The organism is Massilia oculi (assembly GCF_017582745.1).
Lineage (GTDB): Bacteria > Pseudomonadota > Gammaproteobacteria > Burkholderiales > Burkholderiaceae_D > Telluria > Telluria oculi_A.
Genome location: NZ_JAFVIM010000009.1, coordinates 15515 through 40180, shown reverse-complemented (window position 1 = coordinate 40180; position 24666 = coordinate 15515). Strand labels below are relative to the sequence as shown.

At 64.3% G+C, this 24666-nt stretch carries 21 protein-coding genes; 9 read left to right on the top strand and 12 right to left on the bottom strand.

Features of this window, described 5'->3' with window-relative positions; genetic code table 11:
- Positions 1-6 precede the first annotated feature (6 nt).
- On the bottom strand, positions 7-1245 hold the full coding sequence (locus J3U95_RS12315) for a spore maturation protein (RefSeq protein WP_208278887.1): 1239 nt from the start codon (positions 1243-1245) through the stop codon (positions 7-9).
- Between the two features lie 164 nt (positions 1246-1409).
- Here J3U95_RS12315 and J3U95_RS12310 point away from each other — a divergent pair, with 164 nt between their 5' ends.
- The 3 genes from J3U95_RS12310 to J3U95_RS12300 all read left to right on the top strand — a co-directional run bounded on the left by J3U95_RS12310 (position 1410) and on the right by J3U95_RS12300 (position 7352).
- Positions 1410-3149, top strand: coding sequence for an ABC transporter substrate-binding protein (locus tag J3U95_RS12310; protein WP_208278886.1), 1740 nt, complete (start codon positions 1410-1412; stop codon positions 3147-3149).
- Positions 3150-3366: 217 nt separating this feature from the next.
- Entirely contained in the window at positions 3367-6216 is a 2850-nt protein-coding gene (locus J3U95_RS12305) for a TonB-dependent receptor domain-containing protein (protein ID WP_208278885.1), read from the top strand.
- 83 nt (positions 6217-6299) lie between these two features.
- Positions 6300-7352: a S66 peptidase family protein gene (locus J3U95_RS12300; protein ID WP_208278884.1), complete on the top strand. Its 1053-nt coding sequence runs from the start codon at positions 6300-6302 to the stop codon at positions 7350-7352.
- Here J3U95_RS12300 and J3U95_RS12295 read toward each other — a convergent pair.
- The 6 genes from J3U95_RS12295 to J3U95_RS12270 all read right to left on the bottom strand — a co-directional run bounded on the left by J3U95_RS12295 (position 7345) and on the right by J3U95_RS12270 (position 13622).
- The gene (locus J3U95_RS12295; RefSeq protein ID WP_229519810.1) at positions 7345-7893 is read right to left on the bottom strand and encodes a GNAT family N-acetyltransferase; all 549 of its coding nucleotides are present in this window, start codon (positions 7891-7893) and stop codon (positions 7345-7347) included. The two genes, J3U95_RS12300 and J3U95_RS12295, sit on opposite strands and share 8 nt — an antisense overlap.
- A 10-nt stretch (positions 7894-7903) precedes the next feature.
- Complete coding sequence (locus J3U95_RS12290; RefSeq protein WP_208278882.1) at positions 7904-9031, bottom strand: acyl-CoA dehydrogenase family protein; 1128 nt, start codon at positions 9029-9031, stop codon at positions 7904-7906.
- 34 nt (positions 9032-9065) lie between these two features.
- A complete protein-coding gene (locus J3U95_RS12285; RefSeq protein WP_208278881.1) occupies positions 9066-9734 on the bottom strand; it encodes an SDR family oxidoreductase in 669 nt (222 codons plus the stop codon).
- Positions 9735-9823: 89 nt separating this feature from the next.
- Complete coding sequence (locus tag J3U95_RS12280) at positions 9824-11023, bottom strand: acetyl-CoA C-acyltransferase (RefSeq protein WP_208278880.1); 1200 nt, start codon at positions 11021-11023, stop codon at positions 9824-9826.
- An 85-nt stretch (positions 11024-11108) separates the two neighbouring features.
- Entirely contained in the window at positions 11109-12293 is a 1185-nt protein-coding gene (locus J3U95_RS12275; protein WP_208278879.1) for an isovaleryl-CoA dehydrogenase, read from the bottom strand.
- Between the two features lie 924 nt (positions 12294-13217).
- Complete coding sequence (locus J3U95_RS12270; protein ID WP_109345814.1) at positions 13218-13622, bottom strand: MerR family transcriptional regulator; 405 nt, start codon at positions 13620-13622, stop codon at positions 13218-13220.
- 136 nt (positions 13623-13758) lie between these two features.
- Between J3U95_RS12270 and J3U95_RS12265 the strand changes: the two genes are divergently transcribed.
- The 3 genes from J3U95_RS12265 (at position 13759) to J3U95_RS12255 (ending at position 15808) form a co-directional block, all read left to right on the top strand.
- The gene (locus tag J3U95_RS12265; RefSeq protein ID WP_208278878.1) at positions 13759-14811 is read left to right on the top strand and encodes an MBL fold metallo-hydrolase; all 1053 of its coding nucleotides are present in this window, start codon (positions 13759-13761) and stop codon (positions 14809-14811) included.
- Between the two features lie 276 nt (positions 14812-15087).
- A complete protein-coding gene (locus J3U95_RS12260) occupies positions 15088-15507 on the top strand; it encodes a hypothetical protein (protein ID WP_040775023.1) in 420 nt (139 codons plus the stop codon).
- A 127-nt stretch (positions 15508-15634) separates the two neighbouring features.
- Positions 15635-15808 (top strand): hypothetical protein, encoded by a 174-nt coding sequence (locus J3U95_RS12255; RefSeq protein ID WP_170976722.1) that lies wholly within the window; start codon positions 15635-15637, stop codon positions 15806-15808.
- A gap of 31 nt (positions 15809-15839) precedes the next feature.
- Here J3U95_RS12255 and J3U95_RS12250 read toward each other — a convergent pair whose 3' ends face one another.
- Positions 15840-16448: a UbiX family flavin prenyltransferase gene (locus J3U95_RS12250; RefSeq protein WP_208278877.1), complete on the bottom strand. Its 609-nt coding sequence runs from the start codon at positions 16446-16448 to the stop codon at positions 15840-15842.
- Positions 16449-16452: 4 nt separating this feature from the next.
- Positions 16453-16767, bottom strand: coding sequence for a Grx4 family monothiol glutaredoxin (gene grxD / locus J3U95_RS12245; RefSeq protein WP_109345817.1), 315 nt, complete (start codon positions 16765-16767; stop codon positions 16453-16455).
- A gap of 131 nt (positions 16768-16898) precedes the next feature.
- Here grxD and J3U95_RS12240 point away from each other — a divergent pair, with 131 nt between their 5' ends.
- Both J3U95_RS12240 and J3U95_RS12235 read left to right on the top strand, forming a co-directional pair.
- Positions 16899-17210, top strand: a complete 312-nt coding sequence (locus J3U95_RS12240) for a hypothetical protein (protein WP_208278876.1) — start codon at positions 16899-16901, stop codon at positions 17208-17210.
- A 61-nt stretch (positions 17211-17271) separates the two neighbouring features.
- The gene (locus tag J3U95_RS12235) at positions 17272-17559 is read left to right on the top strand and encodes a hypothetical protein (protein ID WP_109345819.1); all 288 of its coding nucleotides are present in this window, start codon (positions 17272-17274) and stop codon (positions 17557-17559) included.
- Here J3U95_RS12235 and J3U95_RS12230 read toward each other — a convergent pair.
- Positions 17540-18001, bottom strand: a complete 462-nt coding sequence (locus J3U95_RS12230) for a GNAT family N-acetyltransferase (protein WP_208278875.1) — start codon at positions 17999-18001, stop codon at positions 17540-17542. The genes J3U95_RS12235 and J3U95_RS12230 overlap by 20 nt on opposite strands.
- Positions 18002-18005: 4 nt before the next feature.
- The gene (locus J3U95_RS12225; protein ID WP_208278874.1) at positions 18006-20360 is read right to left on the bottom strand and encodes a Tex family protein; all 2355 of its coding nucleotides are present in this window, start codon (positions 20358-20360) and stop codon (positions 18006-18008) included.
- Between the two features lie 233 nt (positions 20361-20593).
- Between J3U95_RS12225 and J3U95_RS12220 the strand changes: the two genes are divergently transcribed.
- Entirely contained in the window at positions 20594-23707 is a 3114-nt protein-coding gene (locus J3U95_RS12220) for a DEAD/DEAH box helicase (RefSeq protein ID WP_208278873.1), read from the top strand.
- On the opposite strand, the gene J3U95_RS12215 is transcribed toward J3U95_RS12220, so the two are convergent.
- Positions 23704-24618, bottom strand: a complete 915-nt coding sequence (locus tag J3U95_RS12215) for a LysR substrate-binding domain-containing protein (protein ID WP_229519809.1) — start codon at positions 24616-24618, stop codon at positions 23704-23706. The genes J3U95_RS12220 and J3U95_RS12215 overlap by 4 nt on opposite strands.
- Positions 24619-24666 lie beyond the last annotated feature (48 nt).

Here is a 24666-nt window from a genome sequence, read left to right as displayed (position 1 = left end):
TGTTCCTTAACCGAAGAAGAGATAGGCGACGAAGATGGCCGCGATGATGCCGATCAGGTCGGCCAGTAGGCCATAGCTGACCGCATAGCGGGTCTTGCGGATGCCGACCGAGCCGAAATACAGGGCGATGATGTAGAAGGTCGTGTCCGAGGCGCCCTGCAGGATGCTGGCCAGGCGGCCGACGAAGGAGTCGACGCCATAGGTGTTGATCGCATCGATCATCATGGCGCGCGCGCCGCTGCCCGACAGCGACTTCATGAGCGCGGTCGGCAGCGCGCCGACGAAATCGGTCTGCAGGCCGAGCGAGGCGAATACCCAGGCGAAGCCGTTCACGATCAGGCCCAGGATGCCGGAATTGCGCACCACGCTGATCGCGACGATCATGCCGACCAGGTAGGGGATGATCTTGATCGCGGTCTCGACGCCCCCCTTGGCGCCTTCGATGAAGGCTTCGAACACGTTCACCTTTTTCATCACAGCCCCGGTCATGAAGGCGGCGATGACCGAGAACAGCACCAGGTTGGCGACCACGGTCGACACCAGCTGGATCTGCGATTTATCGAGGAACCAGGTGAAACTGAACACCATCGATGCGATCAGCGCGGCGGTGCCGCCGATCCAGGCGAACACCACCGGATCGAACATATTGATGCGCTGGCGGATGCCCACCGCGATGATGCTGAAGATGGTCGCGGTATAGGTCGCGATCAGGGTCGGGATGAAGATGTCGGCCGGATTGGCCGCGCCCAGCACCGCGCGCTGGGCCATGACGGCCAGCGGGATGATGGTCAGGCCGGAGGTCTGGATCACCAGGAACATCAGCTGGGCGTCGCTGGCCTCGTCCTTCTTCGGATTGATCGACTGCAGGCTCTCCATCGCCTTCAGGCCGAAGGGCGTGGCGGCGTTGTCGAGGCCCAGCATATTGGCCGAGAAGTTCATCACCATGTGGCCGTTGGCCGGATGGTCCTTCGGCACGCCGGGGAAGATGCGCGAGAAGAAGGGCGCGATCACGCGCGCGAACAGGTTGATGGCGCCGGCCTTTTCGCCGACGTTCATGATCCCGAGCCAGAAGGTCATCACCCCGGCGAGCGGCAGGGCGATGTCCATCACGGCCATCTTGGCCGAGTCGAAGGTGCCGTCGATGATGCGCTTGAAAATCTCTGTGTCGCCGAGGAACAGCCATTGGAACATCGCTGCGAGGAAGCCGACGAGGAAGAAGCCTGTCCAGATGTAATTGAGTGCCATGTAATGAGTCGCTGCTGGGTATCGCACGATTGTGCAGTGGACAGGGGCTGAGGGCAAGCCGCGTGGATGAAAGAATGCAGCCGCACCATGTGCAAAAGTTATGAGCGTTGCCTCGGGATGGGCGGCGGCCTATGATACGCAACGCCCAACAGGACCTGCTTGTCATGACATTCCGCTATGCCGCCGCCCTCGTGTTAACCTTGTCCTGCCTCGGTGCGCAGGCAGCGCAGGCCCAGGCGCCGGCGCAGTCGGAGCAAAAAGTGCTGCGCATGTTCCTGTCCACCAGCGAAACGGGGCTCGACCCGGCGGCGGCGTCCGACAACGCCACCCTGTCGCTGCTGGAAAACCTGTTCGATCCGCTGCTGCGCTACGACTACCTGGCGCGGCCGGCGAAGCTGCGGCCGAACACGGCGACTTCAATGCCGCAAGTGAGCGCCGACGGCCTGACCTATACCTTCCGCATCCGCCCCGGCATCTATTTCACGCCCGACCCGGCCTTCAAGGGCGTGAAACGCGAAGTCACCGCTGCCGACTATGCCTACAGCCTCGGTCGCCTGCGCGATCCATCGCTCAGGTCGCCCTGGTCGTATATGGTCGAAGGCACTCGGGTGGAGGCGGTCGACCGCTACACCCTGCGCATCCGCCTGGCCGCGCCCGACAACAACTTCCTGTTCTATCTCGCGACCCCGGCCACCGGCGTGGTGGCGCGCGAGGTGATCGAGGCCTATCCGGGCCAGGCCGGCAACCATCCGGTCGGTACCGGTCCCTTCATGATCGGCGAGTGGAAGCGCAGCGACCGCATCGTCCTGCTGGCCAATCCGTATTCGACGGCCGTGTTCAGCGCCACGCCAGGCAGCGACCCGGAAGACCGGGCGATTGCCGCTGCCCTGGAGGGCAAGCGCCTGCCGCTGGTGGACCGGATCGACGTGAAGATCGCCGAGGAATTCCAGGGCCGCATGCTGGGCTTCCTGAATGGCGAATACGATTACCTGGAACAGATTCCCGAATCGATGACCGAGATGGTGGTGCAGGACGGCGAACTGAAACCGGAGCTGGCGGCGCGCGGCATCGTGTTGTCGCGCTTCCCGGTGCTGCAGACCTATTACATGTGGATGAATATGGACGACCCGGTGGTCGGCGGCTACGGCAAGGACAGGGTGGCGCTGCGGCGCGCGATCTCGATGTCGTACAACAGCGCCCAAGACATCGCGCTACTCAAGAAGGGCTTCGCGATCAAGGCCGAGTCGCCGCTGCCGCCGAACGTGCTCGGCTACGACCCGGATTACCGCAGCCCGGTGCCCTACAACCCGGCGCTGGCCAATGCGCTGCTGGACCGCCATGGCTACGACAAGCGCGATGCCGATGGCTTCAGGCGCGCGCCTGGCGGCAAGCCGCTAACGCTCACGATGCACAGCGAAGCCACCGTCGGCGGCCGCCTGCGCGACGAGTTGTGGAGAAAATGCCTGAACGCGATCGGCCTGCGCGTCGTGTTCAAGTCGGACAAGAAGACCGAGATCATCAAGGCTTCGCGGCTGGGCACGGTGCAGATGTTCGAGAGTAACTGGATCGCCGACTTCCCCGACGGCGACAATTTTTACCAGCTGCTGTACGGCCCGAATGCGGGCCGCGCCAACTACTCCCGTTTCAACCTGCCGGAGTACAACGTGCGCTACGAACGTGCGCGCCTGCTCACCGATGGTGCGGAGCGCAACAGGCTGTATATCGAGATGAACCAGCTGCTGCACGCCTATAACCCATGGGTGCCATTGACCCATGTGCTGTCCGGCGACCTGCGCCATCCGTGGCTGAAAAACTACAAACGGCATCCTGTCGAATTCACGACCTGGCGTTACCTCGATGTCGATGTTGCGCAAAGAGCACGCTCCGCCAGAGCTACACGTTAGATTTCGTGAGTTTTTCCTAAATTAAATATTCCTGCTGGTTATACTGCCCTCCGGTTAATTCATTGGCACCTGCGAAATTTGTGGGCGTACTCTGAATTCAGAACATAACGTAATGCTAAGAGCGAACTAGCCATTACGAACAGAGCAGGCCAGGGGTGTGCGATGCAGTGCACCAATCTGGCCCAAGACCGCCAAGGGAAACGTTAGGAGAAACACGGTGAAATTGAAAAAACTGGCACAGTTGATGGCCCTCATGGGCGTGGCCGCCCCGATCGTGGTACAAGCGCAGGCGCAAAGCGAAGCATCGATGCAGCGGGTGGAAATCACCGGCTCGAGCATCAAGCGCATCGCGAAGGAAGGTGCGCTGCCGGTTGAAATCATTTCGCGCAAACAGCTGGAAGACCAGGGTATCGTGACGGCCGAGCAGCTGATCGCGACCCTGAACGTGAACGGCAACGGTTCCGACAACCTGGCGTCGAACGCCGACGTCACCTCGGGCGCCCAGCGCGGCAACAACGGCGCATCGAGCGCCAACCTGCGCGGCCAGGGCTCCGATTCGACCCTCGTGCTGCTCAACGGCCGCCGCGTCGCGACCCACGGCATGAAGGGTTCCGCGGTCGACCTGAACTCGATCCCGATGGCGGCGGTCGAGCGCGTCGAAGTGCTGAAGGACGGCGCTTCGGCCGTGTACGGTACCGACGCGATCGGCGGCGTGATCAACTTCATCCTGCGCAAGAACTACAATGGCCTGGAAGTCCAGGCCTTCACCGATGTCGCCGAAGAGAGCGGCGGCGAGATCGGCCGCGCCACCATCACCGGCGGCTGGGGCGATCTGGATACCCAGGGCTGGAACGTGCTGGTGACGGCCGCCCACAGCGAGAACAAGGCGCTGCGCGGCGACCAGCGCGATTTCGTGAACACCTTCCAGCCGAACCGCGGCGTGTCGGTCGATACGCGCGGCACGCCGAGCGGCAATATTTTCGCCACGACGCTGGGCCCATCCCTGCTGTCGCGCACCGGCACCGGGCCCACCCTGCCAGGCGGCAGCGTGGCCTACAACGGCATCAGCCTGCTCGACCTGCCGGGCGGCCCGGGCTGCGACAGCATCGACGGCATGGGCGCCTACGACGAAAAGCTGTGGAATTCGCCCGGCTCGGCCTATGGCTGCGCCTGGGATACCGGCCGCGCCGCCGTGCTGCAGCAGCCGGTCAAGAATTCCAACGCGCTGGCGCGCGCCACCTTCCGCATGGGCGAGCACGAGTTCTTCGCCGAAGGCGTGGGCTCGCGCGTCGAAGTGGCCAAGCGCTTCTCGCCGAACCAGATCTCGCCGTCCGCCTCGACCTTCGGCCCGACCTCGTTCTATCCGAGCACCGGCGCCGCCTACGACGACGTCTATAACGCGCTGGTCAAGGTCTTCCCGAGCATCTCGGCCAACTACGGCCTGCCGATCGCCTATCGCTGGCGCTGCATGGAGTGCGGCAACCGCGAGATCGAGACCGAGACCAAGGCCGGCCGCGTGCTGGTCGGCGCCGACGGTCCATTGACCCTGTTTGGCAAGCGCTACGACTACCGCGTCGGCCTGTCGCGCGCCTTCAGCGAATCGGAATCGACGCTGGGCACCGGTTACAACTACACCCGCGCCCTGGCCGACGTGCTGGGTTCGGGCATCGTGAATCCCTTCCTGCTGCCGGGCCAGACCCAGAGCCAGGAAGCGATCGACGCGATCCGCGCCACCTCGGCCGCCGGCGTGGTGATGTATGGCGGCAAAGTGACGATGACGCAGTTCGATGCCGCGATCTCGGGCGAGCTGTTCAACCTGCCGGCCGGCCCGGTGCTGGCCGCGCTGGGGACCGACCTGCGCCGCGAGGAATACAAGTTCAACGGCGACCGCCGCGCCGCCAATGAGCGCCCGGCGATCCTGAACGCGCCGTTCGACGACGTCAACGCGCTGGACAAGGTCAAGCGCGACATCAAGGCGATCTACGCCGAGGTGCTGGTGCCGGTGACCCAGGCGCTGGAACTGACCTTCGCCATCCGCCGCGACGATTACACGGGCTTTGGCGCTACCACCAATCCGAAGGTGTCGTTCCGCTACCAGCCGATCCCGCAGCTGATGTTCCGCGGCTCGTACAACGAAAGCTTCCGCGCGCCGTCGTTCAACCAGCTGTTCAACGGCGTGACCGAGTCGCCGTATGCCGGCAAGGACCTGGCCGACCCGGCTACCTGCCCGATCGGGCGCGTCGATTCGACCGTGCCGGGCTGCGATGCCGTCAATCCGATCACGCTGACCGGCGGCAAGGATACGCTGGGGCCGGAAACGGCAAAGCAGGGCAGCCTGGGCGTGGTATTCGAGCCGACCAGCTACTTCTCGGCCAACGCCGACCTGTGGGAAATCCGCAAGTACGACACGATCGACTCGTTCAACCTGGCGACCATGGTCGAGAACTACAACCTGTTCCAGGACCAGTTCTTCCGTGATTCGGCCGGTACCCTGGTGGCGGTCGACCAGCGCTGGATCAATGCCGGCGAACGCATCACGCGCGGCGTCGAAGTCGGCGCCCGCCTGAACGGCAAGTTCAGCACCGGCGCCGTGTGGAGCGTGGGCCTGGACGGCTCGCGCCTGCTGGAGAAGAAGTCGCGCGCCACCAGGAACGCCGAATTCGGCGAGAGCGAAGTGGGCCGCTTCCTGTTCACCGGCGACCTGGGCCTGAAGTGGAAGCACAGCGCCTATGCGACCTACAAGTACGGCAACTGGAGTGGCATGCTGCAGAACATCTACCGGTCGGGCTATGACGACCAGGTGCTGCCGGGCGTGGCCAGCGGCCGTGTGACGCCATCAAACTACGAGCGCAAGGTCGACGACTACTCGATCTTCAACCTGTCGGTGAACTACACGGGCTTCCAGAACCTGACCCTGACCGCGGGCGTCAAGAACATGTTCGATGAAGATCCGCCGTTCGCGATCACCTACGACAGCAACACCGGCGCCGGCAGCAGCTGGGAACCGCGCGTCGCCGATCCGCGTGGCCGCTCGTTCACCTTGATGGCGAACTACAAGTTCTTCTGATTGCTCTACACTGAGGGCCCGCGCCATGGAGGTTTTCGGCCTCCCGGCGCGGGCCTTTTTTCATCTGGAGTCTTGCCTCACGCATGAAGATCAGCCGTCGCAGCTTCGGCGCCATCGCCGCCGCCTTGTCCCTTGCCTTGCCTGGCGTTGCCGCAGCGCGTACGCCGTCCCCACGTCCAATGAAAAAACTCATCAAACCGCCGCGCCTGAAGCGCGGCGACGTCGTCGGCCTGATCGCGCCCGGCGGCTACACCACCGACCGCGCCATCGAGAAGGCGGTGCGCAATATCGAAGCGCTGGGTTTCAAGGTCAAGACCGGCGCCTATCTGCGCGAGGTGTTCGGCAACTATGCCGGCTCGGTCCAGCAACGCCTTGCCGACCTGCATGCGATGTTTCTTGATCCGGAAGTAAAGGCGATCTGGCCGATCCGCGGCGGCTCGGGCTGCATCTCGCTGGTCTCGAGCCTCGACTACGACCTCATTCGCCGCAACCCCAAGGTCCTGGTCGGCTATTCCGACATCACGGCGCTGCATCTCGCGATCCTCAAGCAGACCGGCCTGGTGACCTTCCACGGCCCGGTGGCCTCGTCGACGATGACGCCATACTCGACCGAACATATGATGGCAGTGCTGACCGAGCCGCAGGCCAGCTACACGATCCCGATGTCGCAGGAGAACGCGCAGCGCGCCGCGAGCGAGCCGCACTTCGGCGTCCACACCTTCACCCACGGCGTGGCAACCGGCCCGCTCATTGGCGGCAACCTGTCGCTGGTGGCGGCGCTGGCGGGCACGCCGTATGCGGCCGACATCAGGGACAGCATCCTGTTTCTGGAAGAGGTGAACGAAGCGCCGTACCGGATCGACCGCTGGATGACCCAGCTCGACCTGGCGGGCGGCTTCAGGAATGCGGCGGCGCTGGTGGTCGGCATTTGCGAGAACTGCGGGCCGGAGCATGAAGACATTTCATTGACGCTGGAGCGCACGCTGGGCCTGCACCTGCATCCCTTGACCATCCCGGCGGTGTCGGGCTATTCGATCGGGCATATCCGCAACCAGTTCACCCTGCCGATGGGGATCCGGGCGCGGATCGATACCAGGGCGCAGACGATCACGCTGCTGGAGTCCGCCGTTACCTGACGCGCCGGCTCATCGTGACCGAGCCGTGCGATTCGCCATCGATGCGGTACAGGTCCGGCACTTCGCCCGTGACGACGAAGCCGGCGCGCTCGTACAGCCGGCGCGCGGCCAGGTTCACCGACAGCACGTCGAGGTCGACCCATTCGAGCGGCGGCGTGGCGCCGGCCCAGGCCAGTGCGCTCTCCACCAGGGCCATGCCCAGCCCCAGGCGCCGCGCATCGCGGTGCACGCCCATGCCGAGCAGGGTGCGGTGGGTGGCCGCCGGCTCGGGCCGCGCGCGCAGGTCGACGTGGCCAGCGATATTGCCGGCGCCATCGAGCGCGATCCAGACCCGGCGCCAGCCCGGCTGGCCGAAAGGCGTATCGAGACCGCCGGCGAAGGCGGCGGCCTTCTCTGGTGGAAAACGGGATAGTTCACGCGACTGCGGCTGGAACAACGGCGTGCCGGCGCGGCCATTGTCCTGCAGATGGTCGTCGAGGTAGAGGAACAGCTGCGCCAGCCGTTCCGGCTCGAGCGCCACGATGTGCAGGACAGGTTCCATCACTGCGCCATCACAGCGCGCGCGCGATCAGGAGCTTCTGGATATCGCTCGTGCCTTCATAGATCTGGCACACGCGTACGTCGCGGTAGATGCGCTCGACCGGGAAGTCGGCCACGTAGCCATAGCCGCCGAACACCTGCATCGCGCTCGACACGACGTTCTCGGCCATCTCGGAAGCGAACAGCTTGGCCATCGCCGCTTCCTTCAGGCAGGGCAGGCCCGCATCCTTCATCGCGGCGGCGTGCAGGATCAGCTGGCGCGCGGCCTCGATCTTCATCGCCATCTCGGCCAGGCGGAACTGCACCGCCTGGTGCTCGAAGATTGGTTTACCAAAGCTCTCGCGCTCCTTCGCATAGTCGAGCGCCGCCTCGTAGGCCGCGCGCGCCATGCCGACCGATTGCGAGGCGATGCCGATGCGGCCGCCCTCCAGCCCGGACAGGGCGATCTTGTAACCCATGCCTTCCTCGCCGATCAGGTTGGCCGCCGGGATACGGCAGTTGTCGAACACGATCTGCGCCGTGTCCGACGAGTGCTGGCCCATCTTGTGCTCGATGCCGGCCACGATGTAGCCGGGCGTATCTGTCGGCACCCAGAAGGCGCTGATGCCCTTCTTGCCGGCCGCCTTGTCGGTGACGGCCATGACGATGGCCACGTCGCCATGCTTGCCGCTGGTGATGAACTGCTTGGTGCCGTTGATGACGTAGCTGTCGCCTTCACGCGTGGCGGTGGTGCGCAGCGCCGCCGCATCGCTGCCGGTGTGCGGCTCGGTCAGGGCGAAGGCGCCCAGCAGTTCTCCTTGCGCGAGAGGACGCAGCCAGCGCTGCTTCTGCTCTTCGTTCGCGTACATCATGGCGATGCTGCACACGGGGCAGTTGTTGACCGAGATGATGGTCGAGGTGCCGCCGTCGCCGGCCGCGATCTCTTCGAGCACCAGCGCCAGCGACACGTAGTCCAGGCCCGCGCCGCCATACTGCTCCGGCACCGCCACGCCGAAGGCGCCCAGGGCCGCCAGTTCCTTCAGTTCCTCTTTCGGGAAATGGTGTTCGCGGTCCCAGCGCGCGGCGTTGGGGGCCAGGCGCTCCTGCGCAAAGCTGCGCAGGGCGTCGCGGATCATCTGGTGTTCTTCGCTCAGGATCATGGTGTCTCGTGTGTTTTTTATGTGTGGGGATGGCCTACCAGGCGATGGCGGCGCCGTCGTGGTTCAGGAAGCTGCCGTTGGCGCTGGCGTTGACACGTGCCAGGGTGGCGCGCATATCGCGAACGCTGTGCTCCGGCGTGAGGCTGGCGCTGGAGCCGCCCATATCGGTCTGGACCCAGCCCGGATGGAAGGCGACGCAGGTGACGCCTTGCGCGCCATAGGTGATCGACGCGTCCTTCAGCACGGAGTTGAGCGCCGCCTTGCTGGCGCGGTACAGCGTGCCCTGGGTGTCGGAGCGTTCGCCGATCGATCCCATGCGCGAGGAGATGACCGCCAGCTTGCCGCGCGTGTCGGCCAGCAGCGGCCCGATGATCGGGATCAGGCGCATGCTTGATAACACATTGGTGTGCATGACGGTGTCGAATTCGGGACCGGTCGGGAAGCTGCCGTGGGTCGGGCCATAGACGCCGGCCACCAGCCAGGCCGCGTCGACTTGTTCATCGTCGAGGCGCCAGGCCAGCGCCGCGATCGAATCGGCCACGGTGACGTCGAGCTGGTGGGCCTCGGCGCCGAGGTGGACCAGTTCCTCGCAGTCTTCCTGCTTGCGCGCGGTGGCGATGACGCGCCAGCCCTCAAGCCGGTATTGGCGGACCATCTCGTGGCCGATGCCGCGCGAGGCGCCGATGATCAGTGCGGTTGGCATGATGAACTCCCTGTGAACGGTTGAATCCTCAATGTTCGCATGGTTCGTTCATCATGGGTGTTCAGCACTGCGGCGCACCGGTCGAAGGATTACACCAGCTCGATCGCCATCGCGGTGGCTTCGCCGCCGCCGATGCACAGCGAGGCCACGCCGCGCTTGCCGCCGCTGCGCTTGAGCGCGCCGAGCAGGGTGACGATGATGCGCGCGCCGGAAGCGCCGATCGGGTGGCCCAGCGCGCAGGCGCCGCCGTGGACGTTGACCTTGCCGTGCGGGATGTCGAGGTCGCGCATGGCGGCCATCGGCACCGCGGCGAAGGCTTCGTTGATCTCGAACAGGTCGACGTCGCCGGCCGTCCAGCCGGTCTTCTTGAAGAGCTTCTGCATCGCGCCGATCGGGGCGGTGGTGAACAGGTTCGGTTCTTGCGCGTGAGTAGCGTGGCCCAGCACGCGCGCGATCGGGGTCAAGCCGAGCTCCTTCGCCTTCGATTCGCGCATCATCACCAGCGCGGCGGCGCCGTCGTTGATCGACGACGACGAGGCGGCAGTGACGGTGCCGTCCTTCTTGAACGCCGGCTTGAGCGACGGGATCTTGTCGACCTTGGCCTTGAGCGGGCCTTCGTCCTTGTCGATCACGGTGTCTCCCGCGCGGCTGGTGACGGTGACCGGCGCGATTTCCCAATCGAAGCCACCCTCAGTGCTGGCGGCTTGCGCACGCTTGACCGAGGCGATCGCGAACGCGTCCTGCTCCTCGCGCGTGAACTGGTACGTCGCCACGCACTCTTCGGCGAAGGTGCCCATCGAGCGGCCTTCGCCGGTCTTCTCGTTGCGCGAGTAGGCGTCTTCGAGGCCGTCGAGCATCATGTGGTCGAACATCGGCGCGTGGCCGATGCGGTAGCCGCCGCGCGCCTTCGGGATCAGGTAGGGCGCATTGGTCATCGACTCCATGCCGCCGGCGACCACGATGTCGGCGCTGCCGGCCACCAGCTGGTCGTGGGCGAAGATGGCGGCCTGCATCGCCGAACCGCACATCTTGGACAGCGTGACGGCGCCGGTCGACAGCGGCAGGCCGGCCTTGATCAGCGCCTGGCGCGCCGGAGCCTGGCCCTGGCCGGCCATCAGGCAGTTGCCGAAGTAGACGTGCTCGACCGCGTCAGGGGCGACACCGGCGCGCTCGACGGCCGCCTTGATCGCCACCGCGCCGAGGTCGCTCGCGGTCTTGGAAGAAAAATCGCCCTGGAAGGCGCCCATCGGGGTGCGCGCTGCGCCGACGATGACGACTGGATCATTCATTGTAGAGTCTCCGAAATAGGTAGCTGTGAATCGTCACTGCTGCCACTGGCAGCAATGACTTCCCGCGCAGGCGGGAACCCAAGTTTTACATCGTTTCACCAAAAAGCTCGCGGCCGATCAGCATGCGGCGGATTTCGCTGGTGCCGGCGCCGATCTCGTACAGCTTGGCGTCGCGCCACAGGCGGCCAACCGGATATTCATTGATGTAGCCGTTGCCGCCCAGGGTCTGGATCGCTTCGCCCGCCATCCAGGTGGCCTTTTCGGCGCTGTACAGGATGGCGCCGGCGGCGTCCTTGCGCAGGGCGCGCACCTGCTCTGGCGCGGTGGCGCGGTCGCAGGCCTGGCCCACGGCATACACATAGGCGCGGCAAGCCATCATGGTCGAATACATGTCGGCGATCTTGCCCTGCATCAGCTGGAACTCACCGATCGCCTGGCCGAACTGCTTGCGGTCGTGGATGTAGGGAACCACGACGTCCATGCAGGCCGACATGATGCCCAGCGGGCCACCGGACAGTACGGTGCGTTCGAAATCGAGGCCCGACATCAGGACGTTGACGCCCTTGCCGACGCCACCCAGCACGTTTTCCACAGGCACTTCGCAATCCTGGAACACCAGCTCGCCGGTGTGCGAGCCGCGCATGCCCAGCTTGTCCAGTTTTTGCGCGACCGAAAAACCCTTGAAATCTTTTTCGATCAGGAAGGCGGTCATGCCACGCGGGCCTGCCTCGAGGTCGGTCTTGGCATACACCACCAGGGTGTCGGCGTCCGGACCGTTGGTGATCCACATCTTGCTGCCGTTCAGCACGTAGTGGTCGCCCTTGAGGTCGGCGCGCAGCTTCATGCTGACCACGTCGGAGCCGGCGTTCGGCTCGGACATCGCCAGCGCGCCGACGTGCTCGCCCGAAATCAGCTTGGGCAGGTATTTGCGCTTCTGTTCCTCATTGCCGTTGCGCTTGATCTGGTTGACGCACAGGTTCGAGTGGGCGCCGTAGGACAGGCCGACCGAGGCCGAGGCGCGCGAGATTTCTTCCATGGCCACGATGTGGGCCAGATAACCCATATTGGCGCCGCCATATTCCTCGCCGACGGTGATGCCCAGCAGGCCCAGTTCGCCCATCTTCTTCCACAAGTCCATCGGGAACTGGTCGCTGCGGTCGATTTCAAACGCGCGCGGGGCGATTTCGCTTGCCGCGAATTGTTGGACTGCTTCGCGCAGCGCGGCGATGTCTTCGCCATGGTCAAAGGTCAAGCCTGGGAGATGCAGCATGTCGTCCTCACGGTGAACGGTGGTTGGGCAGAGTGGGCAGCCAGTGAACGAATATCATACTCGCCTGTTACGTTAACGTAAACGTAAAGTGAGATCGGCTACGACGGCCTCTTCACCCGGCGACACGCCAGCCGCACCGGAACGGACGTCATGCTGATGAGAATGACAATAAAGGTACCTCATCAAGCATAAATATCCAATTATTGGATAGGGAAGGGAATAGTGGTTCTACGATCCTTACGAAGCATAAAAACTATAGAGGTGATTGATATATGCTAAATGTTGTATTTGCACCATAAGGTAGCCATTAAGTTACCTTTGTTGTTATCCTCAAAAAACGCATTTGCATGTTATCGCCAGCGGTGAAAAATAAAGATTTTCCCTGGCAATATTCAAATTGCTTGTCGTTGCTGGATTTACTACCGGACTAATCGCATCCAATGCGCTCGACAGGGCGAAACATGGCCCGGACCATGCCCCAGTTCGGGATCGAACAAGAGGAGATAACGGGAAGGAGGTCGAGGAAATTCTGTCGCACATGAAGTTCTGATGGCTGCCAATCATAGCTGGAGACAAAACCATGAAAACGCTATTGCTTATAATACTGCTGTCAACGAGTGCCACCTTTGCGTTCGCCAATACGGCACATTACGAATTAAAGGTTTGGCAGAGCAATAATCAGAATCTCAAGAGTGTCGGGAAATATGCGACATTAGGTCAATGCCGGACGGCGCTCGCCGAGTTCCGGAAGACCAATTCCGGATGGACGGGAGGATGTTTCAATATCTAGTCCGCGATATCGTTTCGCTCCCCGGAATCAGGACCTGATCCCGGCATGCATTCAATCCGCACGGCGCCCATCGCCATTGCGGATTGAATGCCTTCATTGCTGCAGGCCTTGCCACCGGCATGGCAAGGAGAACTTCACGCCATGTCGCGCGCCGTCTCGTCCTCGCTCAGCAGGCGACGGCATTCTTCCTCGTGGGCCGAGATTTCTTCCAGCGCCATCTCGATATCGGCGCGCTGCTGCTCCAGGGTCAGGCGCTGCTGGGCCAGCACGCCCAGGAAGCGGTTGATCTGGGCCACGGTGTCCCGCGGCGACTCATACATGTCGACGATGCTTTTAATTTCGGACAAGGTCAGGCCGAGGCGCTTGCCGCGCAGGGTCAGCTTCAGGCGGGTACGGTCGCGCGGGGTGTACACGCGGTTGCGTCCGCCCACGCCCTCGCGCTTGGGGCTGAGCAGGCCCTGGTCTTCATAAAAACGGATCGCCCTTGCGGTGATGTCGAATTCGCGAGCCAGTTCGGCGATGGTATAAGTAGTGGGCATGGGTTTCGAGGCGGTTGGGAAACGTTCGCGGGTATCGCTTAGAATCGAAAACTGATACTGTGATTGCCGTTTACGTTAACTGTCAGTTTCGCCACATTGTAGCGCGGTCCATCGACCCGGAAAACGAAAGATTGCCATGAATGCCCTCGAAGCCCAGCTGGATTATCCATTTGGCGACACCATCCCCGCTCTTGGCGCCGTGCCCGAGGTCATGCCGGGCCTGCGCTGGGCGCGCATGCCCTTGCCGTTCGCGCTGGACCATATCAATGTGTGGCTGCTGGACGACGAACTCGAGGAGCGGCGCGGCTGGAGCCTGGTCGATACCGGCGCCGGCACCGACGCCACCCGCGCCGCCTGGGAACAGGTCCTGGAGCAAGGGCTGGACCGCCAAGCACTGGTGCGCGTGATCGCGACGCATTGCCATCCCGACCACGTCGGCCTGTCCGGCTGGCTATGTGCTCGTTTCGGGGCGCCGTTCTGGACCACCACCGGCGAGTTCGGCTTCATGCGCATGATGGCGGCGGCGCTGCCCGGCGTGGACGGGCCGTCGGCCATTCCCCATTTCGAGCGCCACGGCCTGGTCGATGCGGCGATGCTGGACCAGATGCGCAGCCGCCGCAATTACTATCCGTCGCTGGTGACGTCGGTACCGGAAGCCTATACCCGGCTGCAGGATGGCCAGCTCGTCACGATCGGCGGCCAGGCATGGCGTGTGATCACCGGCTTCGGCCACTCGCCGGAACACGCCTCGCTCTACTGCGCGGCGCTGAACGTGCTGGTTTCAGGCGATATGGTGTTGCCGCGGATCTCGACCAATATCTCGGTATTTGCGGTCGAGCCCGAGGGCAATCCGCTCCAGCTCTACCTCGATTCGCTGTCGAAGTTCGCCGACCTGCCCGACGACGTGCTGGTGCTGCCGTCGCACGGCAAGCCCTTCCGCGGCCTGCATACCCGCATCGCCCAGCTGCGCGAGCACCACGTGGCGCGCCTGGCCGAGGTGATCGAGGCCTGCGTCACGCCACGCTCGGCGACCGATATCGTGCCGATCATGTTCCGGCGGCCGCTCGACGCGCACCAGCTCAGCTTTGCGTTGGGCGAGGCGTTGGCCCATCTGCACAAGCTCTGGCGCGACGGCCGTTTACGCAGAGAAATTGCTAACGACGGCGTGGTGAGATTTCAACAAATCTAACAGCTGAATTGTAACCATTGGATACAATTTTTTTGGTACATGCATTCCAGTCATCCTGTCTAAGTAATGGTGCGTACACTTATTCATTTCGAATAATAGAATATTTTGTAAGAATCCTACTTTTCTGTATTGCTGTTGGGTATTAGTTGCACCGAGCGTAAAAACTCTTAAAAAACCACATCATTGTTACATTTTAGTTGTATGATTTGGACCCTTGGCTTCTCATCCACAAGGGAGAGGAAGCCGCCCGTCCAGTCTCAACAACCCAGTATCACGATGAATTCAACGAATGAACGGGAGAGCTTCAGTGAGCGACTGCAGCAGGCCCTGAAGAACGCACACTACTCGCCCGACAGCCCCACCCGCCTCGCCCGAGAATTTAATATCCGCTTCGAAGGCCGTCCGATCACGGTCCACGCGGCCCGCAAATGGCTGGTAGGCGAAGCCATTCCTACCCAGGAAAAGCTGCGCATGATCGCCCAGTGGCTGGGCGTGCCGGCCGACTGGCTGCGCTTTGGCGGCGCCGAGCAGGCCGCCAGCCTTGACGCCGCCAACGGTGGTGGCGCCCGCTTCGAATCGGCCGACGTCAAGCTGATCGCCGACCTGCAGCGCCTGGATGAACACCACCGCCAGCTGGCGCGCGAGTTCATCCGCATGTTGGTGCGCATGAACCACCAGAAAGCGGAAGCGAAGTAAGCCTGCTCCGCAGGGGCTTGCACTTTTCGTCATGCCGGGCCGCACAAACGGCCGCAGCTGGGTCATAATCTGTTCAGGTGGCAGCATGTCCGCCACCGCCCCAGGTCCACCCAGGAGCAGCTGACGCATGCGAAACAACTACGCCAATACCGCCCAGCTCAAGGATTTGATGACGGCGCCGCCCATGACGGCAGCGCGTCATGCCGAGGTCATGCGAGAACGCAATGCCCGGCGACGAATGCTTGAAGAGGCGCGCGAGTTGAAGAAGTCCGAAGATAAGCAGTACGACGACAAACGCTGAACGCGTGCGCCGGCAGGACGCTGGCGCGCGTTCAGGCGTCTTGTTCGCCCTTCATGCCACCCCAGCGGGCGGCCTGGGCATTCTCTATCCCTAATAAATCCACGACACGGTCCACCGTGTGCTCGACCATGTCCGCAATCGTGGCCGGCCGGTGATAGAAGCTTGGCAGGGGAGGGAAGATGATGCCGCCCATTTCGGTCACGGCCGTCATATTGCGCAAGTGGGCCAGGTTGAAGGGCGTTTCGCGCACCATCAGGATCAGGCGCCGGCGTTCCTTCAGGATCACGTCGGCCGCGCGTGTCACAAGGTTATCAGAAAAGCCATGGGCGACCGCTGCCAGCGTTTTCATCGAACAGGGGGCGATCACCATGCCGTCGGCTTGGTACGAGCCGCTGGCGATCGAGGCGCCGATGTCGCGGTTGCGGTGGACGACGTGGGCCAGTGCCTCGACGTCGCGTCGCTGCAGGCCGAGCTCCTGGTGCAGGGTGAGGGAGGCGGCGTCGGAAACGACCAGGTGGGTCTCGACGCCCGGGGTGGCATGCAGCCGCCGCAGCAGCTGCACGCCATAGACCGCGCCGGTCGCGCCGGTGATGGCGACGATGATCCGGCGGCGGTCGCCGCCGCGCGGGCGATCAGCCATCCGATCAGTCGTTTTTCAGCAGGGTCTGCAGTTCGCCGGATTCGTACATCTCGTTCATGATGTCGGTGCCGCCGATGAACTCGCCTTTCACGTACAGCTGTGGAATGGTCGGCCAGTTCGAGTAGTCCTTGATGCCCTGACGCACTTCGGCGTCGTCCAGCACATTGACGGTGGCAACGTTGTCAACGCCGCAGGCTTTCAGGATCTGGATGGCGCGGCCCGAGAAGCCGCACTGCGGGAACTGGGCGGTGCCCTTCATGAACAGCACGACCGGGGTGGAGGTCACGGTTTCTTTGATCCAGGTTTGCACGTCGCTCATTTGATTCTGCCTTTAAAGAAAAGGAATAAGTAGATGGCGACATTCTATAAGAAATCGATGTGCGAAGCATGGGCGTCGACCGCCGATGGTCTGCGGTATCATCGACCAGTTCAAGATTATCAAGAAACACGATGAAGACGTTTGCTACCTTGCCCCCAGTGGCCATGTGGGTATTCGCGGCCGTGCTCGGGCTGCCAGCCTTGTTCGATATCGCCAGCGCTCTCTCGCGTGGCTGGTTCGCCGGTATCTTCTTCGCGCTCGGCCCGCTGATGATGGCGCTGTACCTGGCCTGGTGCGCATTGCAGCGTCGGGCCGGCCGCACGGCGCTGCTGGAGTCGCCGCGCGTCACCCTGATCGGCTACATCTGCTTCGGCGCCTTCGTCGGCAGCTTCCTGGTGAAGATCATGAGCCAGGGCTTGACCCTGAGACTGCCCGGAATGTGACGGTATGCAGCCGGCATTGCGGTATGATCGTCCGGTTTGTCATTCGATTATTGGAGTAAAGATGCAGCAACCCCGCCCGCGCGTACCATCGCCGAACATGAACTTCGTGATCGCCGCCCTGCTGGGCATTCCCGGCCTGCTGAACATCTATGGCGGCATCACGCGCTCCAGCGTGGGCGACATCCTGTCCGGGGTGGCGGCCCTGGTGTACGCCGCGCTGCTGGTGCGCGACGCCGTGCACATCAAGAAGACCGGCCTGCCGGCCATCCCGCAGGCGCGCATGCTGCTGATCGGCTTCGGCTGCCTGACGGTCTACCTGATCGGCATGTTCATGAAGCACAGCGGATAAACGTTTTTCCCAGGCAGATCGACACGGCGCGGCCGACGTAGCGGCCGTAAGGCGGCACTTCCAGATAACCGTGCCGTGCATAGAAGTCGACCGCGCGCACGTTCACGCGCCGCGTCGACAGCGATATCCGGCGGTATCCGCAGCCAGCGGCATGCCGTTCCAACTCGTCCAGGATAGCCGCGCCGGCCCCGCTGCCGGGACGCGCATACATCCGCTTGATTTCACCTACCTCTCGTTCGAGCGGACGCAGCGCGCCGCAGCCGACCGCGGCGCCTTGCGTGTCATAGGCAATCACGAACACCGCGCCGGCCCCGCGGCAATCCTGCGGGTCGAACGACGAGGCGCCGCTGTCGCCCGTGATCGCGGCCAGCGCCGCATCGAGTTCCGCGACCAGCCGCCGTGCGTCAAGGCTGTCCGGATCGACGCTGGCCAGCCGCAGCATCTGCTTATTTTCCGCGCAGCTTGGCGAAGGCGTCTGCCATCGCGTTGTTGGACGGCGGCGCCGAACGTTCCTGGCGCTGATGCTGGGCCACGCGTTTGGCATCGATACGATCGCCGCGCTGTTCCGGCCGCGAACCTGCCTGCGGCGCGCTGTCCGCCAGGCGCATGGTCAGCGCGATGCGCTTGCGCTTGGGGTCCACTTCGAGCACCTTGACCTTGACCACCTGGCCGGCCTTGACCACCGTGTGCGGATCCTTCACGAAGGTGTTCGACAGCGCCGAGATGTGCACCAGCCCATCCTGGTGCACGCCGATGTCCACGAAGGCGCCGAAGGCCGCGACGTTGGTCACGACGCCTTCCAGGATCATGTCCGGACGCAGGTCCGAGATTTCTTCCACGCCTTCCTTGAAGGTGGCGGTGGTGAATTCCGGACGCGGGTCGCGGCCCGGCTTTTCCAGCTCCTTCAGGATGTCGCTGACGGTCGGCACGCCGAATTTATCGTCGGCGTACTTCGAAGGATTGAGGCCCTTGAGCAGCCCGGCGTCGCCGATCACCGCCTTCATGTCGCGTTTCACGTCGGCCAGGATCTTCTCGACCACCGGATACGATTCCGGGTGCACCGCCGACGCGTCCAGCGGATTGGCGCCGTTCACGATGCGCAGGAAACCCGCCGCCTGCTCGAAGGTCTTGTCGCCCAAACGGGGAACCTTCTTCAGCGCCGCGCGCGAGGCGAAGGCGCCGTTGGCGTCGCGGTAGGCCACGATGCCCTGGGCCACCGTGTTCGACAGGCCCGACACCCGCGCCAGCAGCGGCGCCGAGGCGGTGTTCACGTCCACGCCCACGGCGTTCACGCAATCCTCGACCACCGCGTCGAGCGAGCGCGCGAGCTGGGTCTGCGAGACGTCGTGCTGGTACTGGCCGACGCCGATCGATTTCGGATCGATCTTGACCAGTTCGGCCAGCGGATCCTGCAGGCGGCGCGCGATCGAGACCGCGCCGCGCAGCGACACGTCCATGTCGGGCAGTTCGCGCGAGGCGAATTCCGAGGCCGAATACACCGAGGCGCCTGCTTCCGAGACGACGATCTTGGTCAGCTTGAGTTCCTGGTTCTGCTTGATCAGGTCTTGCGCCAGCTTGTCGGTCTCGCGCGAGCCGGTGCCATTGCCGATCGAGATCAGCGACACCTTGTGCTTGGCCGCCAGCTGGCCCAGCGTGTGCAGCGCGCCATGCCAGTCGTTGCGCGGCTGGTGCGGATAGACGGTGGCGGTATCGACCACCTTGCCGGTGGCATCGACCACGGCCACTTTCACGCCGGTGCGCAGGCCCGGATCGAGGCCCATGGTGGCGCGCTGGCCGGCCGGCGCCGCCAGCAGCAGGGCTTTCAGGTTGCGCGCGAAGACGCCGATCGCATCCAGCTCCGCCTTGTCGCGCAGCGCGCCCATCAACTCGGTGTCCAGGTGCATGAAGCTTTTCACGCGCCAGGTCCAGCGTGCGGTGTCCTGCAGCCACTTGTCGGCCGGGCGTCCCTGCGCCTTGATGCCGAAGCGCGCCGCGATGCGGCCCTCGCACGGGTTCAGCGGCGCGTCCCACTTCGGCTTCTCGGGTTCCGAATCCAGGCGCAGGCTCACGTCCAGCACGCCCTCGCGGCGGCCGCGCAGCAGGGCCAGCGCGCGGTGCGACGGCACGGCGCTCAATGGCTCGTTGTAGTCGAAGTAGTCGGCGAACTTCTCGCCCTCGTCTTCCTTGCCGGCGACGACCTTCGATTCGACCACGCCGTGCTCCTGCACGTATTCGCGCAGCGATTGCAGCAGTTCGGCGTCTTCCGCAAAACGCTCCATCAGGATCTGGCGTGCGCCGTCGAGGGCCGCCTTGGTGTCCGCCACGCCGGGGTTGGCGCCGCCGTCGGCATTGGTGAACGCCTCGCGCAGGTAGCCGCTCGCGACGTCTTCCGGGTTCAGGGTCGGGTCGGCCAGCAGGGTCTCCGCCAGCGGCGCCAGGCCGGCCTCGATCGCGATCTGGGCCTTGGTGCGGCGCTTCTGCTTGTAGGGCAGGTACAGGTCTTCGAGGCGGGTTTTATCTTCCGCCATGGCGATGGCCTGCATCAGCTCGGGCGTCATCTTGTTCTGTTCCGTGATCGACGCGACGATCGCGGCGCGCCGATCCTCGAGCTCGCGCAGGTAGCGCAGGCGTTCTTCGAGCAGGCGCAGCTGGGTGTCGTCGAGACCGCCCGTGGCTTCCTTGCGGTAGCGGGCGATGAAGGGCACGGTGGCGCCTTCGTCGAGCAAGGCGATGGCGGCGGCCACCTGGGCCGGGCGGGCGGCGAGTTCTTGGGCGAGGCGTTGTTCGATGGAGGGCAGCATGGATCGTGAATCGTTGTATCAAAGATCAAGCGGCCAATGATACGCCCTCATCGACGATGCGCCAGTCTTGACAGCGTGTCGCGGACATGAGAGAACAACCGGTTGACGAGAAAGCGTGCGCAGTGCGCACGGATGAGATTTGTCCGCTACGTGCGATTCCGAACAAAACGGAAGTGTTCGTATGCGAGATAATGCCGTTTATTGCCTTTTTTGATACGAAGCCACGAGACCCAATGACCACAGTCGATTATCTTCGCGAGAAAGCCAGCGACGCACCTCCGGTCCGCGCTCCGGCACGTTCCCCGGCCCTTCCGGCGCCGGTGGTGAGCTGGCTGCAACGGGTCGAGGCCGCGGCCCACCCCCAGCCGAAGCTGACCGATGAAGTCGTCGACCCCAAGGCCGCGCAGTACAAATTCGTCTACGTCATGGCGCCCACCAGCGGTGGCCGCCACGTCGCGCTGTGCCTGTGCAAGGCGCGCCTGCGTCCGAACGGCGACGTGGCCGCGGCCAGCCCGGTCAGCGAAGTGTTCTCGCTGCTGTCGGCGCCTCCTAGCTATCTCGAAGGCGACGACGTCGACCTCGTGCGCTTCTTCATCGCCATGCGCAGCGGGTCGGCCCAGGGCACCAGCGCCACCGAACCCAAGGGCAAGGTGGGCGCGATCCTGCTGCAGATGCTGCTCGATCAGGGCAAGCTGCTGTGGGCGAACTCGTGGTCCGACATGTCGAGCGGCCTTGTGTATCCATTGCAGGGCGGCCCGACCCGCCTGGCCAGCCTGGCGTGGCGCGACGAAGGCCGCGTGTCCAAGCTCGGATGGTCGGTGGAGCCGGTCGGTGGCGCCGCCACCCACAGCGCGGCCGACCAGATCGACTACATGCTGCCGACCGATCCGCCGTGGTACATCGACAACCTGTCGTGCGGGCCGCTCGAACTCAATCGCGGCGGCATCGACATCTCGCTGGCCGAACTGCAGGCCCTGGTGGCGCAAGCCCCGGCCCTGACCGGCACCGATAAAAAACGCGTCTCGCAGCTGCTGCTGGCCCACGGCCTGCAGGGGCTGATGCCACTGCCGCAGCCGCTGACCCAGCGCCTGCGCAACGATGTAAAACCAATACCGCACCTGCTGCTCGATGCCGTGCAGCTCGCCGACGGCAACGTCACGCGCTGGCAGGACTTCGCCGTGCTGGCCTTCGACTACGACGGCCAGCGCGTCTCGTTCGACCCGTCGCAGCGCGTGGTGCGCCAGATCGGCGACCTCACCGAAATCATCGAACGCGACCCGAAGGCCGAGAGCGACGCCCTCGACAAGCTGGGCGAGATCGGCTTCCGCAAGCCGGCCACCGCCCCGTTCAACGCCATGGCCGGCGCGCTGCAGCTCGAAAGCCAGGCGCACTGGCTGCGCTTTGCCGAGAACGACGTCGACGCGCTGTCCGACGCCGGCTGGCACCTGCAGAAATCGAACAAGTACCGGTATGACGTCGTGCCGGTCGAAGACTGGTACGCCGACATCGACGAACCGGCCGAGGCAGGCAATGCCTGGTTCGAACTGGAGCTGGGCATCGTGGTGGCGAAGAAGCGTGTGCCGCTGCTGCCGGTGCTGGTGCAGTTGATCCGCAGCGCGCCGCTCGAATTCGATCCAAACGTGCTGGCCGCCCATCAAGAGGCGGACCAGATGCTGGCCGTCCTGCCTGACGGCGTGCGGGTGGCGCTGCCGTGGGGCCGTCTCAAGCCGATCCTCGCCACCCTGGGCGAGCTGTACTTCAACGACAAGATCAAGGGCAAGCTGCGCCTGTCCACGCTCGACGCGGCGCGCCTCGAAGAGTTGGCGCGCGGCGTCGAGCTGCGCTGGACCGGCGGCGAGCGCCTGCGCGAGACCGGCCGCAAGCTGAGCCAGTTCGGCGCGGTCAAGAAGGTCGACGCGCCCAAGGGCCTGCAAGCGACCCTTCGTGATTACCAGCTCGACGGCCTGTCGTGGATGCAGTTCCTGCGCGAGTACGACCTGGGCGGCATCCTGGCCGACGACATGGGTCTCGGCAAGACGGTGCAGACGCTGGCCCACATCCTCACCGAGAAGGAAGCCGGCCGCCTTACCAGCCCCGCCCTGGTGATCGCCCCGACCAGCCTGATGGCCAACTGGTTCGACGAAGCCGCGCGCTTCGCGCCGAGCCTCAAGGTGCTGCTCCTGCAGGGCAAGGAGCGCATGGACTTGTTCGACCAGATCGACGGCGCCGACATCGTCCTGACCACCTATGCGCTGCTGCCGCGCGACGAAGAAGAACTGCGCAAGCACCACTATCACCTGGTGATCCTGGACGAATCGCATTACATCAAGAACACCCGCTCCAAGGCGGCGCAGACGGCCGGCTCGCTCGACGCCCGCCATCGCTTGTGCCTGTCGGGCACCCCGCTCGAGAACCACCTGGGCGAATTGTGGTCGCAGTTCCACTTCCTGCTCCCGGGCCTGCTGGGCGACGAGAAGACCTTCAACACGCAGTTCCGCCATCCGATCGAACGGCAGGATGACCCGGTGCGCCGCACCCTTCTCAATCGCCGCATCCGTCCCTTCCTGCTGCGCCGTACGAAAGACCACGTGGCCAAGGAGCTGCCGGAAAAAACCGAGATGGTGCGCCGCATCGAGCTGGCCGGCCCGCAGCGCGACCTGTACGAGACCGTGCGCCTGGCAATGGACAAGAAGGTGCGCGACGAGATCGACCGCAAGGGCGTGGCGCGCAGCCAGATCGTCATCCTCGAGGCGCTGCTCAAGTTGCGCCAGGTCTGCTGCGATCCGCGCCTGGTGAAGGCGATGCCGTCGAAGAAGAACACGGCGGCGGTGTCCGCCAAGCTGACCGACCTGATGCAGATGGTCGAAGACCTGCTGGGCGAGGGCCGCAAGATCCTCGTGTTCTCGCAGTTCACCAGCATGCTCGGCCTGATCGAGGAAGAACTCGACGCGCGCAACATCCCGTACGCGATCCTGACCGGCGAGACGCGCGACCGCTCGGCCCAGGTGGCGGCCTTCCAGCAGGGCGCGGTGCCGATCTTCCTGATCAGCCTGAAGGCCGGTGGCGTGGGCCTGAACCTGACCGCGGCCGACACCGTGATCCACTACGACCCGTGGTGGAACCCGGCGGCCGAAAATCAGGCGACCGACCGCGCCTGGCGCATCGGGCAGGACAAGCCGGTGTTCGTCTATAAACTGATCGCAAAAGGGACGCTGGAAGAAAAAATCCAGCTGCTGCAGCAGAAGAAGTCGGAGCTGGCGCAGTCGATCCTGTCCGAAGGCGAATCGCAAAAGATGGCGCTGACGCAGGAAGACCTGCAGGCGATCTTCGCGCCGCTGGACGATTAATTCGTTGCGCCCAGATGGGACAGAAGGCTGCGCATCGGCGCGGCCAGGCTGTCCCAGTCCTTCCAGCACAGGCATAGCTGGCGTCGCGCCCACGGCTCGTCCAGCGCGATCGTGCGCAGGCCATGGCGGCGCCGGTTGCGAGTGGCCACGTTCTGCGGCACGATTCCGATGCCCACCCCATGCCCCACCATCTCGCATAATCCCGTGAACGTCGTCATCCGGATGCGCAGCGCCAGCGCGCGTCCGGCGTCCAGCGCCTGCGCATCGATATAGTCTTGCAAGGCGCTGCCATGCGTCAGGCCGACGAAGGCTTCGTGCAGCACGTCCGCCAGGCGCAGCGCGTTCGCTGCCGCCAGCCGGTGTTCCGGCGCCATGATCAGCACCAGGTGGTCGCGCTCGATCGGCTGCAGGTGCAGGCCCGGCGCCTCGACCGCATCCGACACCACGCCCGCCTCGACCAGCCCGCCCGCGATCGCGCGCACGATGTCGGCGCTGGTGCGCTCCTTCAGTGCGACGTGCAGGCGCGGACGTTCGGCCAGCCAGGGCGCCAGCCGGCGCGGCAAAAATTCCGCCAGCGCGGCGGTATTGGCATGCAGGTGCAGCGTGCCCTGGGCGCCCTGCGCGAAGTCGCGCAGCTCGCCCTTGAGCAGCGCCTGCTGGCGCAGGATCAGGCGCGCGTGGTGGGCCAGCGCCTCGCCGGCCTGGGTGGCGACCACGCCGCGCGGACGGCGTTCGAACAGCGCCACGCCGGCATCGAGCTCGATGCTGCGCAGCCGCTCGCTGGCGGAGGCCAGCGCCAGGTTGGCGCGCGCGGCGCCGGCCGAGATGCTGCCGGCGTCGAGGATGCACAGGAATAGCTGCAGGTCGGCCAGGTCGAGGCGCATGGGATGCCCTTCTTTGCGTACATTCATTGCCTTCGGAACGGCCGAAGGCATCAACGTGAAAACCGCATTGTGCCG

Bases quoted from the DNA above. Each gene is read 5' to 3' on its own strand.
- J3U95_RS12315 (WP_208278887.1), bottom strand. From the start codon at position 1,245: ATGGCACTCAATTACATCTGGACAGGCTTCTTCCTCGTCGGCTTCCTC.
- J3U95_RS12310 (WP_208278886.1), top strand. From the start codon at position 1,410: ATGACATTCCGCTATGCCGCCGCCCTCGTGTTAACCTTGTCCTGCCTC.
- J3U95_RS12300 (WP_208278884.1), top strand. From the start codon at position 6,300: ATGAAGATCAGCCGTCGCAGCTTCGGCGCCATCGCCGCCGCCTTGTCC.
- J3U95_RS12295 (WP_229519810.1), bottom strand. From the start codon at position 7,893: ATGGAACCTGTCCTGCACATCGTGGCGCTCGAGCCGGAACGGCTGGCG.
- J3U95_RS12290 (WP_208278882.1), bottom strand. From the start codon at position 9,031: ATGATCCTGAGCGAAGAACACCAGATGATCCGCGACGCCCTGCGCAGC.
- J3U95_RS12285 (WP_208278881.1), bottom strand. From the start codon at position 9,734: ATGCCAACCGCACTGATCATCGGCGCCTCGCGCGGCATCGGCCACGAG.
- J3U95_RS12280 (WP_208278880.1), bottom strand. From the start codon at position 11,023: ATGAATGATCCAGTCGTCATCGTCGGCGCAGCGCGCACCCCGATGGGC.
- J3U95_RS12275 (WP_208278879.1), bottom strand. From the start codon at position 12,293: ATGCTGCATCTCCCAGGCTTGACCTTTGACCATGGCGAAGACATCGCC.
- J3U95_RS12270 (WP_109345814.1), bottom strand. From the start codon at position 13,622: ATGCCCACTACTTATACCATCGCCGAACTGGCTCGCGAATTCGACATC.
- J3U95_RS12265 (WP_208278878.1), top strand. From the start codon at position 13,759: ATGAATGCCCTCGAAGCCCAGCTGGATTATCCATTTGGCGACACCATC.
- J3U95_RS12260 (WP_040775023.1), top strand. From the start codon at position 15,088: ATGAATTCAACGAATGAACGGGAGAGCTTCAGTGAGCGACTGCAGCAG.
- J3U95_RS12255 (WP_170976722.1), top strand. From the start codon at position 15,635: ATGCGAAACAACTACGCCAATACCGCCCAGCTCAAGGATTTGATGACG.
- J3U95_RS12250 (WP_208278877.1), bottom strand. From the start codon at position 16,448: ATGGCTGATCGCCCGCGCGGCGGCGACCGCCGCCGGATCATCGTCGCC.
- grxD (WP_109345817.1), bottom strand. From the start codon at position 16,767: ATGAGCGACGTGCAAACCTGGATCAAAGAAACCGTGACCTCCACCCCG.
- J3U95_RS12240 (WP_208278876.1), top strand. From the start codon at position 16,899: ATGAAGACGTTTGCTACCTTGCCCCCAGTGGCCATGTGGGTATTCGCG.
- J3U95_RS12235 (WP_109345819.1), top strand. From the start codon at position 17,272: ATGCAGCAACCCCGCCCGCGCGTACCATCGCCGAACATGAACTTCGTG.
- J3U95_RS12230 (WP_208278875.1), bottom strand. From the start codon at position 18,001: ATGCTGCGGCTGGCCAGCGTCGATCCGGACAGCCTTGACGCACGGCGG.
- J3U95_RS12225 (WP_208278874.1), bottom strand. From the start codon at position 20,360: ATGCTGCCCTCCATCGAACAACGCCTCGCCCAAGAACTCGCCGCCCGC.
- J3U95_RS12220 (WP_208278873.1), top strand. From the start codon at position 20,594: ATGACCACAGTCGATTATCTTCGCGAGAAAGCCAGCGACGCACCTCCG.
- J3U95_RS12215 (WP_229519809.1), bottom strand. From the start codon at position 24,618: ATGAATGTACGCAAAGAAGGGCATCCCATGCGCCTCGACCTGGCCGAC.